The organism is Streptomyces sp. NPDC002790 (assembly GCF_040295505.1).
In the GTDB taxonomy this organism is placed as follows: domain Bacteria; phylum Actinomycetota; class Actinomycetes; order Streptomycetales; family Streptomycetaceae; genus Streptomyces.
Map to the genome: position 1 here is coordinate 94,654 of NZ_JBEOVM010000001.1, position 13,811 is coordinate 108,464.

At 71.2% G+C, this 13,811-nt stretch carries 13 protein-coding genes; 5 read left to right on the forward strand and 8 right to left on the reverse strand.

Features of this window, described 5'->3' with window-relative positions; all coding sequences use genetic code 11:
• Nucleotides 1-30 precede the first annotated feature (30 nt).
• A complete protein-coding gene (locus ABT004_RS00445; protein ID WP_351330339.1) occupies nucleotides 31-228 on the forward strand; it encodes a hypothetical protein in 198 nt (65 codons plus the stop codon).
• Between the two features lie 27 nt (nucleotides 229-255).
• Nucleotides 256-1,392 (forward strand): NAD(P)/FAD-dependent oxidoreductase, encoded by a 1,137-nt coding sequence (locus tag ABT004_RS00450; RefSeq protein WP_351330341.1) that lies wholly within the window; start codon nucleotides 256-258, stop codon nucleotides 1,390-1,392.
• A gap of 27 nt (nucleotides 1,393-1,419) precedes the next feature.
• Here ABT004_RS00450 and ABT004_RS00455 read toward each other — a convergent pair whose 3' ends face one another.
• Nucleotides 1,420-3,363 carry a primary-amine oxidase gene (locus ABT004_RS00455; RefSeq protein ID WP_351330343.1) on the reverse strand — a complete coding sequence of 648 codons (1,944 nt, stop codon included), beginning with the start codon at nucleotides 3,361-3,363 and terminating at the stop codon, nucleotides 1,420-1,422.
• 199 nt (nucleotides 3,364-3,562) lie between these two features.
• Between ABT004_RS00455 and ABT004_RS00460 the strand changes: the two genes are divergently transcribed.
• Nucleotides 3,563-5,047, forward strand: a complete 1,485-nt coding sequence (locus ABT004_RS00460; RefSeq protein ID WP_351330345.1) for an aldehyde dehydrogenase — start codon at nucleotides 3,563-3,565, stop codon at nucleotides 5,045-5,047.
• Nucleotides 5,048-5,204: 157 nt separating this feature from the next.
• On the opposite strand, the gene ABT004_RS00465 is transcribed toward ABT004_RS00460, so the two are convergent.
• The 6 genes from ABT004_RS00465 to ABT004_RS00490 form a co-directional block, all read right to left on the reverse strand.
• Entirely contained in the window at nucleotides 5,205-5,963 is a 759-nt protein-coding gene (locus ABT004_RS00465) for an SDR family NAD(P)-dependent oxidoreductase (RefSeq protein WP_351330347.1), read from the reverse strand.
• Entirely contained in the window at nucleotides 5,960-6,322 is a 363-nt protein-coding gene (locus tag ABT004_RS00470) for a hypothetical protein (RefSeq protein ID WP_351330348.1), read from the reverse strand. The genes ABT004_RS00465 and ABT004_RS00470 overlap by 4 nt, the downstream gene beginning before the upstream one ends.
• Before the next feature lie 56 nt (nucleotides 6,323-6,378).
• The gene (locus tag ABT004_RS00475; protein WP_351330349.1) at nucleotides 6,379-7,524 is read right to left on the reverse strand and encodes an acyl-CoA dehydrogenase family protein; all 1,146 of its coding nucleotides are present in this window, start codon (nucleotides 7,522-7,524) and stop codon (nucleotides 6,379-6,381) included.
• A 125-nt stretch (nucleotides 7,525-7,649) separates the two neighbouring features.
• Nucleotides 7,650-9,152 carry a PAS domain-containing sensor histidine kinase gene (locus ABT004_RS00480; RefSeq protein ID WP_351330351.1) on the reverse strand — a complete coding sequence of 501 codons (1,503 nt, stop codon included), beginning with the start codon at nucleotides 9,150-9,152 and terminating at the stop codon, nucleotides 7,650-7,652.
• A gap of 9 nt (nucleotides 9,153-9,161) precedes the next feature.
• Nucleotides 9,162-9,791, reverse strand: a complete 630-nt coding sequence (locus tag ABT004_RS00485) for a response regulator transcription factor (RefSeq protein WP_351330352.1) — start codon at nucleotides 9,789-9,791, stop codon at nucleotides 9,162-9,164.
• Nucleotides 9,788-11,260 (reverse strand): APC family permease, encoded by a 1,473-nt coding sequence (locus ABT004_RS00490; protein ID WP_351330353.1) that lies wholly within the window; start codon nucleotides 11,258-11,260, stop codon nucleotides 9,788-9,790. The genes ABT004_RS00485 and ABT004_RS00490 overlap by 4 nt, the downstream gene beginning before the upstream one ends.
• 155 nt (nucleotides 11,261-11,415) lie before the next feature.
• Here ABT004_RS00490 and ABT004_RS00495 point away from each other — a divergent pair, with 155 nt between their 5' ends.
• A complete protein-coding gene (locus tag ABT004_RS00495; protein ID WP_351330354.1) occupies nucleotides 11,416-12,450 on the forward strand; it encodes an AraC-like ligand-binding domain-containing protein in 1,035 nt (344 codons plus the stop codon).
• 25 nt (nucleotides 12,451-12,475) lie between these two features.
• On the opposite strand, the gene ABT004_RS00500 is transcribed toward ABT004_RS00495, so the two are convergent.
• Nucleotides 12,476-13,015, reverse strand: a complete 540-nt coding sequence (locus tag ABT004_RS00500; protein WP_351330355.1) for a flavin reductase — start codon at nucleotides 13,013-13,015, stop codon at nucleotides 12,476-12,478.
• A 98-nt stretch (nucleotides 13,016-13,113) separates the two neighbouring features.
• Here ABT004_RS00500 and ABT004_RS00505 point away from each other — a divergent pair, with 98 nt between their 5' ends.
• Nucleotides 13,114-13,800, forward strand: a complete 687-nt coding sequence (locus tag ABT004_RS00505; protein ID WP_351330356.1) for a hypothetical protein — start codon at nucleotides 13,114-13,116, stop codon at nucleotides 13,798-13,800.
• Nucleotides 13,801-13,811 lie beyond the last annotated feature (11 nt).

Consider the following 13,811-nt stretch of genomic DNA (forward strand, 5'->3'; position numbering starts at 1 on the left):
AGCACTGGCGTTCGGCACTAGCCTCGCGTCATGAGTGATGAGCGATTGGAGTTTCGTGCCGGGCGCGACGACTACGGAATGGCGCGTTGGGTGGACGGACTGGTGCAGGAGCGGGAGCAGCGCGGCGACGAGTTGTGGGTCAAGGTTCTGCCTGCGTACTCCGCGTCGGACGAGGACGCTCAATGGGTACGGCAGGACGAAGTCCGCGGGGCGTCCGGCCTCTCGTAGACCCAAAGTGCCGCAAGGGGGACCTGCGTGAGGATCGGGTACGGGACGAAGCCGCCCGAGCGGGTCGGAGTTGTCGGAGTGGGGGTGCTCGGGGCCTGTGTGGGGTGGCATCTGGCGCGGCGCGGTGTGCGGGTGGTTCTGCTCGATGCCGGGCGGGTCGGCGAAGGCGTCAGCGACTGGTCCTTTTCGTGGGTCAATGCCAGCAACAAGACCGTCAGCAGGTCGTACTTCGACCTGAACGTCGCGGGGCTCGCGGCGCACCGTGAGCTGGCCTGGGTGATCGGGGCGGGCTCGTGGTGGCATCCCACCGGTCATCTGCGCTGGGCTGACGGTGTCGCGGCGGAGGCAAAGCTCGTGAAGACGGCCGAGCTGCTGGGGAGGTGGGGGTATCGGGTCGAGGCGTGTACGGGGGCCGAGGTGCGGCGCCGATTCGAGCCCGCGCTCGCCCTCCCCGACGAAACCCGCGTGCTGTTCTACCCCGACGAGGCCTGGGTGCAGGGGCGGCGGCTCGTCGGCCGGCTGGTCGAGGAGGCCGTCGCGGCGGGCGCGGAACTACGGGCCGGCGCCGCCGTGCGGGACATCGGCACCGGGGCGGACGGAAGTGTCAGGACACTTGTCCTCTCCGATGGCAGCACACTGGACGTCGGCACCGTCGTGAACGCCGCAGGACCCGACGCCTCCCACGTCGCCGGGCTCGTCGGACGTCACCTGCCGATGCGCCGGGAGCCCGGCGCCGTCACACGGATCGAGTGCGCCGAGGTGCCGGTACGCCGGGCCATGCACACACCGCACATCGAGATTCGCCCCGACGGGAACACGTCCGTGGTGCTCCACAGTCGCGAGATCGACGCGCTTATCGCCGCGGACGAGGGCCCCGCGGATCCGCACGATCTCGGGCAGCTGCTCCACGCGTCCGCACAGCGCGTCGTCCCCGCGCTCGGAAACGCCCGCGTCGCACGGACACGTGTCGTCAACCGGCCCATCCCCGCCGACGGATTCCCCTCCGTGGGAGCCGTGCCGGACGTGCCGGGCTACTACGAAGCCGTCACTCACAGCGGCATCACCCTCGGCCCGGTCATCGGCCGGCTGCTCGCCTCGGAGATCCTCGGCGGGCGGAGCGACGAGCTGCTCGCGGGCTTCCGGCCCGGGCGGTTCCCCGGCTAGCGGAAGGTCACCCACCTCCACGGCTACTCATTCATGACAGTCCGACGTCCCGCACGCCCCGTGCGCGGACGTCGAACGCGGCACGTCCAGCGTCGGATTGCGGTCGAAGAAGCCGAACGGTTTGAGTGTGAAGCCCGTGCGGTCGACCGGCATGATCGGCCAGTCCTCGGGGCGCGGAGCGTGGGTGAGGCCGAAGGTGTGCCACAGGGTGAGGGGCCGGCCGTCGAGGTCGCGGTCCGCCGCGGCGTACGCGGGCAGGCCCGCCCCGCCGGGGTGCTGGTTGACGAAGTCGCCCGCCGGATAGCGCTCGGCGGCGTCGGAGCGGGTCACCCAGAGATGCCTCGTGGCGAAGGCCGCGCGCGCGGCGACCGAGGACGCCGGATCGGCGAGCAGGGTCGGTTTCCCCTCCGGGAACAGTGCGTAACCGACCGGCCGGCCCAGCTGGTTGAGGGATTCCGGGTTGGTGACATGCCATGTGCGGTCGGCGGCCGGGTCGGCGTCGCGCTGGGCCGCGCGCTCGGTGAGCAGCGGGGTGCGGCGCAGCGTGAAGGCGTTGCCGCGCCGGTTCTCCGGGCCGACCGGTACGCGGACGGCGTCGACCTCCTCGACGCGGTTGGCGATCCCGTCGACGGCCATGTCGAGGCGTGCGCAGAACAGGTGTTGGTGGAAGGGGGCGCCGAGCCCCGGCGCGATCTCGGCCCGGAACCGGTCGTCGCCCTCGTACGCGGCCGTGAAGACGACACCGGTCGCCTTGGCCTCGAAGGCGATGGTGCCGTCGAGGTACAGGTACCAGTAGAAGCCGTAGTCGTAATTGCCGATGGTGGTGAAGAAGGAGAGCACCATGCGGCGCTGGCGCCGGGTCTCCGCCGAGCCCGCCCACAGGTCGGTGTGTTTCCAGAGGATCCCGTCGTCCTCCTCGTGCAGGCAGATCGCGTTGCGCAGCGTTCTCGGTTCGCCCTGCTCGTCGGCGATGACGGCGTCCAGGTATGTGATGTCGCCGACGCAGTCGCAGCCCAGTTCAAGGGAGTTGGCGCAGCGACCGATCAGGTACTCGCCGGTGTCGAAGTAGTTCTGCCAGGAGCGCACCGGGGACGGGTCGGCGTAGGGCACGACCATTTCCGCGATCGAGGCGCGGTGCACGATCGGGCGGGTGCGGCCGGTGTCGCGGTCGGCGAAGGCGACACGGTGCAGGACGAGTCCCTCACGGGCGTCGAAGCCGATGTCGAGCGACCAGTTCTCCCACGTCAGGCGGTGGCCGTCGAGGGCGAAGCTCGGGCCTTCCGGCTGGGTGATCTCGATGGGGCGCTGGGTGGTGCGCGGCGCTCCCGCGACCTCGAGGTCGTCGAAGTTGCCCGAGCCGGTGGGGACGGGGACGGGTCCGAGGTCGATGACCTGGTCGACGGTGCGGTGGGTGACATCGACGTAGCCGACGAGCCCGTCGACGGGGTGCGCCCAGGCGTGGTCCGCCTCGTGGTCCTGCACGAAGGCCAGTCCGCGCAGGATGCGCCGTCCGCTCTCCTGCGGGTACTCGTCGGTGTACGCACCGGCGGACAGGGGTGCGACCCGCACCTTCCGGACGTCGAGGCCCCGGCCCTCCAGGGCTGCGAGCCACCGTTCGTCCTTGGCGAGCAGCTCCTCGACGGCGCCGAACTCCTCTTCCAACACCGGCAGTTGCCCGTCCTTCACCGGGTCGAGCCGCCGGTCCGTCACCACGCGCCGGTCCGCCAGGGACACCACCACGTCGTGGGCGGGCGCCCCGGCCGTGTCCTGGAGCAGGACCCGCACCCGGCGCCAGTCGCACGTACCGGCCCCGCCGTCGAACAGGGCTTCCTTCGCGGGCTCTTCGAGCCCTAGGTAGGCGAAGCGGGTCGTGTCGGCGAGCAGGCCCGCGGCGCTCAGGATGTTCCGGGCAGTCCGGATCTCCTCGGCGGTCACCGGTGCGAGCGGATCGTGATCGTGCAGGTCACTCATGAGACGCTCCCGAAGCTTTGCCGTACGTCCGTGTCACCGCGAACGTAGGCCGGTGGAATCGCGCCGGAGCGGCAGCGCGTGCACGCGTAGGCGCCATTGCGTGCACCCAGTGGTGTCCCGCGCCGCGCGCGAAGGGTCAGGGTCGCAGCATGCCGTCCCCGCCGGGAACGGTCCACCGAGCGACCTACGGAGTACGCACATGGACCATCGCCATGACCACCTCTACATCGGCGGAACGTGGGTTCGCCCCAGCACCGAGCGGCGCCTGACGCCCGTCGACCCGAGCACGGAGCTGCCGCTCGGGTCGGTTCCCGAGGCGGTGGAGGCGGATGTCGACGCGGCGGTGCACGCCGCCCGTACCACCTTCGACTCCCTTGGAGGCTGGGCCAGTTGGGATCCGGCGCGGCGCGCCGAGGTGATGGAGCGGTTCGCCGCGGAACTGGACGCGCGGGCGCAGGACATCGCGACGCTGGTCAGCGCGCAGAACGGGATGCCCGTGAGCATCGCCCGGCAACTGGAGGTCGGCTACCCCGGCGCGGTGCTGCGCTACTACGCGGGTCTGGCCCGCGAGACCGCGTTCAGCGAGGTGCGTACCGGGCTGCTCGGCGGCTCGGTGGAGGTGCGCCGGCTGCCGGTGGGGGTCGTGGCGGCGATCGTGCCGTGGAACTATCCGCAGGTCCTATCCATGTTCAAGATCGCGCCCGCGATGGCGGCCGGCTGCACGGTGGTGCTCAAGCCGTCCCCGGAGACGGTGCTCGACACGTTCCTGGTCGCCGAGGCCGCGCAGGCCGCCGGGGTGCCGGCCGGGGTCCTCAACATCGTTCCGGGCGGGCGCACGGCGGGCTCCCACCTGGTGGCGCATCCGGGCGTGGACAAGGTCGCGTTCACCGGCTCGACGGCCGCGGGCCGCGCCATCGGCGAGACCTGCGGTCGCCTGCTGCGGCCCGTGACACTGGAGTTGGGCGGCAAGTCGGCCGGCATCGTCCTCGACGACGCCGAACTGGACCCGGCGGCCATCGGTCAGGACCTCGTCGCGGCGACGCTCACCAACAACGGCCAGACCTGCTTCCTCAGCACCCGCGTCCTCGCCCCGCGCGGCCGCTACGCCGAAGTCGTCGACCTCGTCACCGACCTGGCCCGCTCGCTGCCCGTCGGCAACGCCCTCGACACGGAGACCCTGATCGGCCCTCTGGTCAGCGCCGCACAGCGCGAACGGGTCGAGGGGTACGTGGCCAAGGGCCTCGCCGAGGGCGCCCGGCTCACCACGGGCGGCCGCCGCCCCGCCGGCCTGAGGCGCGGCTGGTTCCTGGAGCCGACCGTCCTCGCCGACGTCGACAACTCCTGGACCGTCGCCCGCGAGGAGATCTTCGGCCCGGTCCTGTGCGTCATCCCCTACGAGGACGAGGAGGACGCCGTCCGCATCGCCAACGACTCCGACTTCGGACTCGGCGGCACCGTATGGACCGCCGACCCGGAACGCGGCACGGCCGTCGCCCACCGCGTGCACACCGGCACGATCGGCGTGAACGGCTATCTCCCGGACCCCGTCGCCCCGTTCGGCGGCACGAAGACGAGCGGCCTGGGCAGCGAGCTGGGGCCCGAGGGGCTCGCGGCGTATCTGCGGTTCCAGAGCGTGTATGGCGTGGGCACCAGCCGAGCCAAATCAAGCCCCGCCGGCGATTGAGGCGCGGGTCCGGGGCAGCCATATCCACCCCTCCGACGACCGCCGAGCGGGGACCGGACCAGCCATATCAAGCCCCTCCGGCAATTGAGGAGCGGGGTCCGGGGCGGAGCCCCGTGGCGTGGGGGCGGCCCACCGCCACGGGCCGGTGGCTGGGCGGTCACCGCATGAACAGCCCCCCGTTGGCGTCCCAGCACGCCCCCGTCACCGTGTCCGCGTGCTCCGCGGAGAGCAGGACGACCATGTCGGCGATGAACTGCGGGCGGCCGAGGCGGCCCACCGGGATCATCGCCTCGGTCTGCGCGAGCTTCTCCGGGTCCACGGTGCGCCGCACCACCGGCAGGTCCTGCGGCCCCGGCGAGACGGCGTTGACGGTGACGCCGCGCGGGCCGAGGTCGCGGGCGAACACCTTGGTGAGCGTCGCGACGCCGCCCTTGGACGCCGCGTAGTGCGCCCCGGTCGCCGTGCCGCCGTTCTGGCCCGCGAGCGAGCCGAGGTTGACGATGCGTCCGTAGCCTCGCTCGGCGAAGTACGAGCCAAAGACCTGGCAGCCGAAGAAGGTCCCGTGCATGTTGGTCTCCACCACGGCGGCGAAGCTCTCCGGGGTGATGTCCATGAGTGACTCGACCTTGGAGTGCCCGGCGTTGTTCACGAGGACGTGCACCGCGCCCCAGCGTTCGACGAGCCGGTCGCGGGCGCGGGTGAAGGCGTCCTTGTCGCGGACGTCGAGGGCGAGGCCGACGGCGTTCTCGCCGGTGGGGTCGAGTTCGGCCGCCGCCTTGACCGCGGCCTCCTCGTCCAGGTCGGTCAGGGCGACCCGGTATCCGTGGTCGTAGAAGCGTGCGGCGATGCAGCCGCCGAGGCCGCCGGCGGCGCCGGTGACCAGGACCACGCGCTCCCCCGTGCCCTCGGGGCTCACTTCGTCACGTCCGGGAGCGGACGGCCGACGCGGGCCTCGATCTTCATGTACCGCCACAGGCCGTGCTCGCCGACCTGCACGGTACGGAAGAGGTTGCAGGCCGCGGCGACGGTCGGCTGGTCCACGACGTCGGCGAGGACATAGCTGGTCCAGGGCCAGGAGCCGGAGGGACCGACCATGTGCTGGTCGTCGTCGATGGTGCCGATGACGTTCAGTCCCGGCAGTTCGTGCAGTTGGCGCAGCATGCTGGTGAAGCCGTCCCAGACCGCCTTGCCCTGCCCGGTCGGCAGGTCGAAGAAGTTCTGGTTGACGCCGATGCAGAACAGCACCCGCAGAGGTGTCTGGGGGGAAGCGGACATGTGGGTCACACCTTTCTTAGGGGTTCTCATGCCGTAGGGGTTCTCGTGAGCAAAGGTCAGATATAGCCGGGGAACGGGTCGACGCCCATGAGCACCGCCCCCGCCCCGTCGTACAGGCCCTCCTGCAAGAACGCGTGCTGCGGCACCACGGAGGCGTCCCGCAGACAGCGCTGCATCGGGCTGCCGTCCGCGATGGCCCGGATGCCCGCGAGTTGGTAGGCGCTGCGGGCGACCTCGAAGGAGTCCTGCGCGAGGGCCGTGGAGGCGAGGCGCAGCAGGCTCGCCTGGTGGTCGGTGGCCGGGTCGCCGCGCAGCACGGTCTCCCACACCTCTTCGGTGATCTCGTAGAAGAACGCGCGGGCCGAACGCAGCCGGGCCTCCGCGCGGCCCACCGCGATCCGGTACGCGGCACGGTCGGCCGCGACCGGGCCTCCGGTGTAACTGGCGCGCCCGCCCTCCGTGATGACCTGGTCGAGCGCGGCCCGCGCCACGCCGAGGCCGACGACGGCGAGGACTTGGGCGGCGTAGGGCACGGCCGGGTAGCGGTAGAGCGGTTCGTCGACGGTCGGCTCGCCGCCGCGGACGAAGGTCCACTTCTCGGGTACGACGACGCCGTCCACGGCGAGGTCGTGGCTGCCGGTGCCGCGCATCCCGATGACGTCCCAGTTCTCGACGATCTCGACGTCCTCGGGGCGCAGCACCGCCGTGCGCGGCCGGCCCGCCCGGTCCTCGCCCACCTTGATGCCGACGCCGAGGGCGTCGGCTCCCTTGCAGCCGCTCGCGAACTTCCAGCGGCCCGAGACCCGGTAGCCGCCGTCGACGGGTTCGGCGGCCTGTACGGGGAAGAGGCCGCCGGCGAAGGCGACGTCGGGCCCGTCCGCGTACAGCCGCTCCTGGGTCTCCAGTGGCAGCGCCGCGAGATAGATCAGGGAGGAGCCGAAACTCGCGACCCAGCCGGCCGACCCGTCGACCCGCGAGATCCGCTCGATCAGGCGCAGGAACGCGGCCGGTGGCAGTGGTTCGCCGCCGAATCGGCGGGGGGCACTGGCGCGGTAGAGGCCCGCCTTCTTGAATTCGGCGATCATGTCGCGTGGTACGTGCCGCGCGGTCTCGAATTCCGCCCTGCGCTCGGCCACCAGGTCAAGCACGTGCTCGAAGGCCGCTTCGGTGGCGGTCGAGGGCGGGTCCAGCGTCTGTGTCATGAGTAATTCCCCTGCCTGGGCTGCGAGTTGATCGCTCGAACTCGATGCACTCATCACGCTATGCGGGTCACCGTGAGCCAACAATTGGGAATGGGTGGTGGAGCGTAGGGGATTTCCCTGATCGTTTACGCCGCTGGGGCCCGCAGCGGCAGTCTGAACCGGAAGACGGTGCCGTGCGGGGAGTTCGGGAACGCCTCGATCTCGCCGCCGTGGCGGGTGATGATGCGGTGGCTCAGGGCGAGGCCGATGCCGTGTCCGTTGCCCTTCGAGGTGAACACTCCGTCGAAGATCCGCCCGCCCGAGGACGCCGGAAGGCCGCCGCCGGTGTCGCGCACCTCGACCTCGGCCCAGTCGGCGTTCCTGCGGGTGCAGATGGTGACCTCACCCGGTTCGTCGGGCCAACGGGCCATCTCCTCAAGCGCGTTGAAGGCGAGGTTCATGACGACCTGCCCGATGAGCACCTTCTCGCAGCTGACGGGCAGGTCCTCCGGCGCCCGTTCCCAGCGCACGGCGACCTGGTGCGCCCTGGCCCGTACGTCCACGAAGTAGGCGCAGTCGGCGACGATGTCGTTGACGTCGACGGACCGTTTCGCGTCCTCCAGGCGCACCACGTAGGCGCGCAGGCTCGACAGGATCGTGGTGGCGCGCTCCAGTTGGCGGGTGGCGTGGTCGAGGCCCCAGCGCAGCGAGCCGGACTCAGGGGTGTCGTCGATGCGGCCGAGTGCGCCCGCGACGAAGTTGTGGGCGGCCGCGATGGGTTGGCTGACCTCATGGGCGATGGCCATCGCCATGTCACCCATGGCGTTGTAGCGCGCCAGGTGGTTGAGGTACTGGGCGTCGCGCCGGTGTTCCTCCTCGGTGTGCACCGTGTCGGTGATGTCGTGGAAGAGGAGAAGCAGGCCCCGCAGGTCGTTCTCGATGTCGATGTACTGGCTGCGCGCCGCGAACCAGCGCTCGGGTCCGCCGCCGGCGTCGTCGGCGACCGCGAGGCGGTAGCGGGCGTCGGTGGGCCGGCCGCCGCGTGAGGTGTCCTTCAGTACGTCGCGCAGGACGGCGGTGGAGTCGGCGGCGAGGAACTCGGTGAAGTCGCTGCCGTGCAGGTCGTCGGGGTCCCGGTCGAGCAGGATGCCGGCCGATTCGCCCGCGAAGACGATACGGCCGTCGTCGTCGAGCACGACGATGCCCTCGTCGAGGTTGCGCAGGAACGCTTGGAGCCTGGCCTCGGTGCGGGTGAGGTCGCGGCGGGTGGCCTTCTCCTCGGCGATGTCGCGGAACTGCACCATGACGACGGGGCCGGTGGAGAGTTCCACACGCTTGGCGAGCGCCTCGCTGAGGATGTCACTGCCGGACTTCGACCGGTAGCACCACTCGATGCGGCTGCGGCCCTCGTCGGCGGCCCGTTGCAGCCAGGCGACGCCGATGTGCCGCGCGTACTGCGCCGCGTTGGAACTCATGTCGGGGGCCTTGAGCGGCTTGAGCTCGTCGAGGGTGAAGCCGAACGCGGTGAGCGCGGCCGGGTTGGCCCACAGGATGTCCTTGGTGTGTGCGTCGTGCACCAGGACGCAGTGGTCGATGACCTCGAAGAGGCGGGCCAGGTCGGGGCAGGCGAGGTCGGCGGTGGCGGGCATCAGGGTGTGTCACACCTCTTCGGGGCGCAGGCCGCAGCGCATCATGTCGCCGATGAGGGCGCCGAGGGTGTCGGCGTGCGTCTTCTCGCGGATGCGCGCACGGTGGGCGTCGACCGTCTTCAGGCTGATGCCGAGCTGCCGCGCGATCACCTTGCTGGGGATGCCCTCGACGACCTGGCGCAGGATCTCGCGTTCCCGCGGGCTGAGGTGGGTGATCCGCTCACGCAAGGAACGCTGCTCGGCGCGGCGCGCGTAGCGCTCACCCGCCACCCGCAGGGCCTTTTGCAGGATGTCGAGCAGCCGCTGGGGATCGTACGGCTTCTCCAGGAAGTCGACGGCTCCGGCCTGAAGAGCGCGCACCGACATGGGGATGTCACCGTGCGCGGACACGAAGACGATGGGCAGCGCCGCGCCCTGGGCGTTGAGGAGTTCCTGTACGTGGAATCCGCCGATGCCCGGCATGCGTACGTCGAGGACGAGGCAGGCCGGGCGGTCCGGGTCGAAGGCGGCGAGGAAGGTGTCGGCGTCGGTGAACCACTCCGTTTTGATGTGCACGGATTCCAGCAGCCAGGCCAGGGAGAGGCACAGTTGCTCGTCGTCGTCGAGCACGTAGACGAGGTCGGGCGCCGGTTCACTCATGATTCCTCGCTTCCATCGTACGTGCGTGCCCGCTCCGCCCCGCCCGGCCGCAGCAGGCCGAGGACCACTCCCCCGGCGAACACCGCGACCACGGTCAGTTCCAGGACCAGCGCCGTGCCGCCGGACGCGGAGACCAGGGTGGTGAAGTTGCGCAGCGCCAGTACCGTCGCGCCGCACAGCAGGGCGATCGCCAGCAGCGGAGCGAGCACGGTGTGCCAGATCCTTTCATCGAGCCGGGTTCTGCGGAAGAACACGATCACGGACATCGAGGTGAGCAGGTACAGCAGCATGAGGGCGAGCACGCTGACGCCGCCGCCCCAGGTCAGCAGCGTGAGCACCGGGTCTGCCCCGGCGACGGCGAACGGCACGACGAGGACCGCGGCGAGCGCCGTCTGCGCCAGGCTCGCCGCATACGGCGCCCCGTGCCGGTTGGTGCGGGCGAGCGCGCGGGGCAGCACCCCGGCCCGGCCGAGGGAGTGGAAGTAGCGGTTGATCCCGTTGTGGAAGGCGACGACGCCCGCGAGCAGCGAACTGGCCAGCAGGACCTGCGTGACATCACCGGCCCAGCCGCCCAGCGTCTGCGTGAGGGGTGTGAGGACGACGGAGGTGGCATCGCCTTCCCTCAACGCGCTGAGCGCGGCGCCCTGGACGCGGTCCGCGCCGTAGTAGCTCACGATCATCCAGGAGACGAAGGCGAAGAACAGCGAGATCACCGCGACCGACACATAGGTTGCCCGAGGCACCGTGCGCGCGGGGTCCCGTGCCTCCTTCGCGTACAGGGCGGTCGACTCGAACCCGAGGAGGCAGCCGATGGCGAAGGTCAGCGCCACTCCGGGCGCGCCGGTGAAGAAGGCGGAGGGGGCGAACGACCCGGCGATGTCGAGGCCGTGCGGGCCACCCCCGCCGAGGAGTTCACGGCCGGCGAACAGCAGCAGCACCGAGGTCTCGGCGACGACGAGCACAGCGAGCAGCCGCGCGCCGAGCTCGATGTTCAGACAGCCGAGCGCGTGCACGAGGAGCATCGTGGCGAGCGTCCACACCCACCACGGCATGTCGAGCGAGAGGTAACGCTGTCCGAGTCCTTGCGCCACCACGCCGTACAGGCCGTAGAGCGCGGCCTGCGTCGCGCTGTAGCAGAGGATCGCCGCCTGCGAGGCGCCGACGCCGAGCGGCCGGCCGAGGCCGCGGGACACGTACGCGTAGAAGGCGCCCGCGTCGGTCACGTGCCGGCTCATCGCGATGAACCCGACGGCGAACAGGGCGACCATGACGCCGACCACGAGGTAGACGGCGGGCGCCGCGCCGCCGTTGCCGAGGCCGAGCGGGATGGGCAGGGTCCCCGCGACGCCGGTCAGGGGCGCCTGCGCGGACAGCACGAAGAACACCATGCCGGCCACGCCCACGGCGCCCTTGCGCAGCCGGGTGCGCGGTTCCGGTGCGGCTTCCGGTCGTGCGGGCTGCTCGATCACGCGGTCTCCCTGGGGCCGGAGTTCGATGGGGTCGGGACGAACTGTGCGCGCGGCGGGCGGTCCTGGAGTGCGGGCGCGTGCATCCGTTACCGCCTTTGCATGCACGCATACGCGGACTACCTTGATCGAAAGTCCTCCGGCGGGTGGAGCGCAGCATGCCTTCGTACGTGAGTCCCGAGTCCGTGAGCACCGAGTGCACGAGCACCGAGTACGTGACCACCGACGGCGTCGCCCGGGGCGACCGCTTCGAGCACTGGGCGCGGGAGATGTCGCAGGTGTTCGGCGGGCTCGACACCCGGCCCGTCGCGGCGGACGCCTTCCACGCCACGGCCACCTGCGACGCGCTGGGACAGCTCCTGCTCGGCTCCATCAGCGCGGGGCCGCTGCGGGTGCGGCGCACCGAGCGGCTGACGGCGCGGAGTGAGGTCGACCACTACAAGGTGGCGCTCCAGGTCGCCGGCACATGTGTCGTCGAACAGGACGGCGTGTACGGGGCGTTGGGGCCCGGTGACCTCGCGATCTGCGACACCACACGCCCGTACGCGTTCCGCTACGACACCTCCTTCCGCACCGTGCTGATGCTGGTGCCGCGGGCGATGCTGCCGGTGCGGCCCGAGGCGGTGCGCGGTCTCACGGCACGCCGGCTGGCCGGGGAGAGCGGGGTGGCGGCCGTGGTGGGTCCCTTCCTGCGCTCGCTCGGCGAACAGGCCCGTACCTGCGCGGGACCCGCGGCGACGGGCCTCGCCGACGGGGCGGCGTCGCTGATGACGGCGCTGCTGTCGGAGAGCCTCGACCGTGCGGCACCGGCGGAGCCGGGGCACGCGATGATGCTGCGGATCCGCGCGCACATCGACAGCCGCCTCCCGGACCCGGGGCTCACACCGGACTCGATCGCCGAGGCGCACGGGATCTCCCGCCGCTATCTGTTCAAGCTGTTCGCCGCCGAGGACCTGACGGTCGCGGGCTGGATCCGGACGCGCCGCCTGGAGCGGTGCGCGCGGGATCTCGCGAGCCCGGCGGCGCTCCGGCAGCCCATCGGCATGATCGCCGCACGCTGGGGTCTCCTTGACGGACGCCACTTCAGCCGGGTGTTCAAGACGGCGTATGGCCAGACGCCACGCGACTTCCGTCGCCGGGCGCTCGCGGAGCGGGTCCCTCACGACCGCGTCGGCGCGGACACCGACGGGTAGCTCTCTGCGCGCCGGAGCGCGCCCGTCACGCGGTCAGCGACTCGGGGATCGAGTGGAACTGGCGACGGAAGTAGACCAGCGCGCCCGCCCCGTCCTCCCCGACGAGCACCCGCTCGGCCTCGATGAACATCACGGTGTGCGAACCCTGCTCGGCGGTGCCGGTGACTCGCCCGACGACCGAGGCGGCGGAGCCCTTGAGCACCGGTACGTCGGCGAGTGTGTGGTCCCATACGTCGCCGCAGGCCGCGAAGCGTTCCTCGGCGGGCACACCACCCGCGAAGGCCTTGGCGACGTCGGCGTGGTCGGGCCCGAGGACGTTGACGCAGACCCGCCCGTTCTGCGTGAACAGGTCGTGGCTGCGGCTGGACCGGTTGATGCAGACGAGCATGGTGGGCGGTTCGTCGGTGACGGAGCAGGCCGCGCTCACCGTGATGCCGGCGCGACCGCGCGGTCCGTCCGTGGTGACGATGTTGACGCCTGCGGAGAGGTTCGCCATCGCGTCGCGGAACGATCGTTGGTTCGTGGTGAGTTGGCCCACCGCTGCGCTGCGTGTCACGGGTGTCATGGCTGTCACGGTAGGGCGGGGCGGGTGGCTCGCGATATCCAGACTTCCTCCGCGGCGCTTAAGGATTTCCCCTATGTTCGTGGCCGCATACTGCACGGGTGACGATGTCTTCGCTTCCCGCAGGGCTGACGCTCTGCCACGACCTGACGGCCGCCGCATGGGTCCGCGAGGCCCTGCCGGACTTCGCGGCCGGCATGATCGGTTCGCTACTGCCTGCCGGGTACGAGCGGTACGTACGTGTGCTGCATCCGTCCGGATGCGACGAGGACGACGATGCCGATACCGACGACGGGCCGGGCGAGGGTACGTTGCCGGGTCCGCTGGCCGCGCCGTTGGCGTCGGTCCTGAAAGGTTGCACGGCCACACCCGACGACTGCTGCTTCGGGGTGTGGGAGGGGTGCGGATACTTCGACGACGGCACGGTGACGGCCGTGCTCACCAGCGGGACGGGCATCTCATCGTGGCGGGTGCGGCCGGCCGTCGACATCGCGGACGCGCCGCGCCTCGAACTCCCCCACCGCGGGTACGCCGTGTTCCAGGGCCCGGTCGACTCCGTGACCGCCCTGGCAATGGTGGTCGCCGGTGAGGTCGGGGAGGGCGCCGAGGTGGCCAACGCCCTCGTACCCGACCTGTGGTGGCCCGCCGACCGCTCCTGGTTCGTGCACGGCGACACCGATCTCACAGCGACGTGGATCGCCTGCTCCGCCACGGCGGCGGAGCAGGTCCTCGCGCATCAGGCCCTGGACGCCGTGGTGATGCCCCCGGACTCACCGGTGCTCCCCTGAGGGCCGGTTGA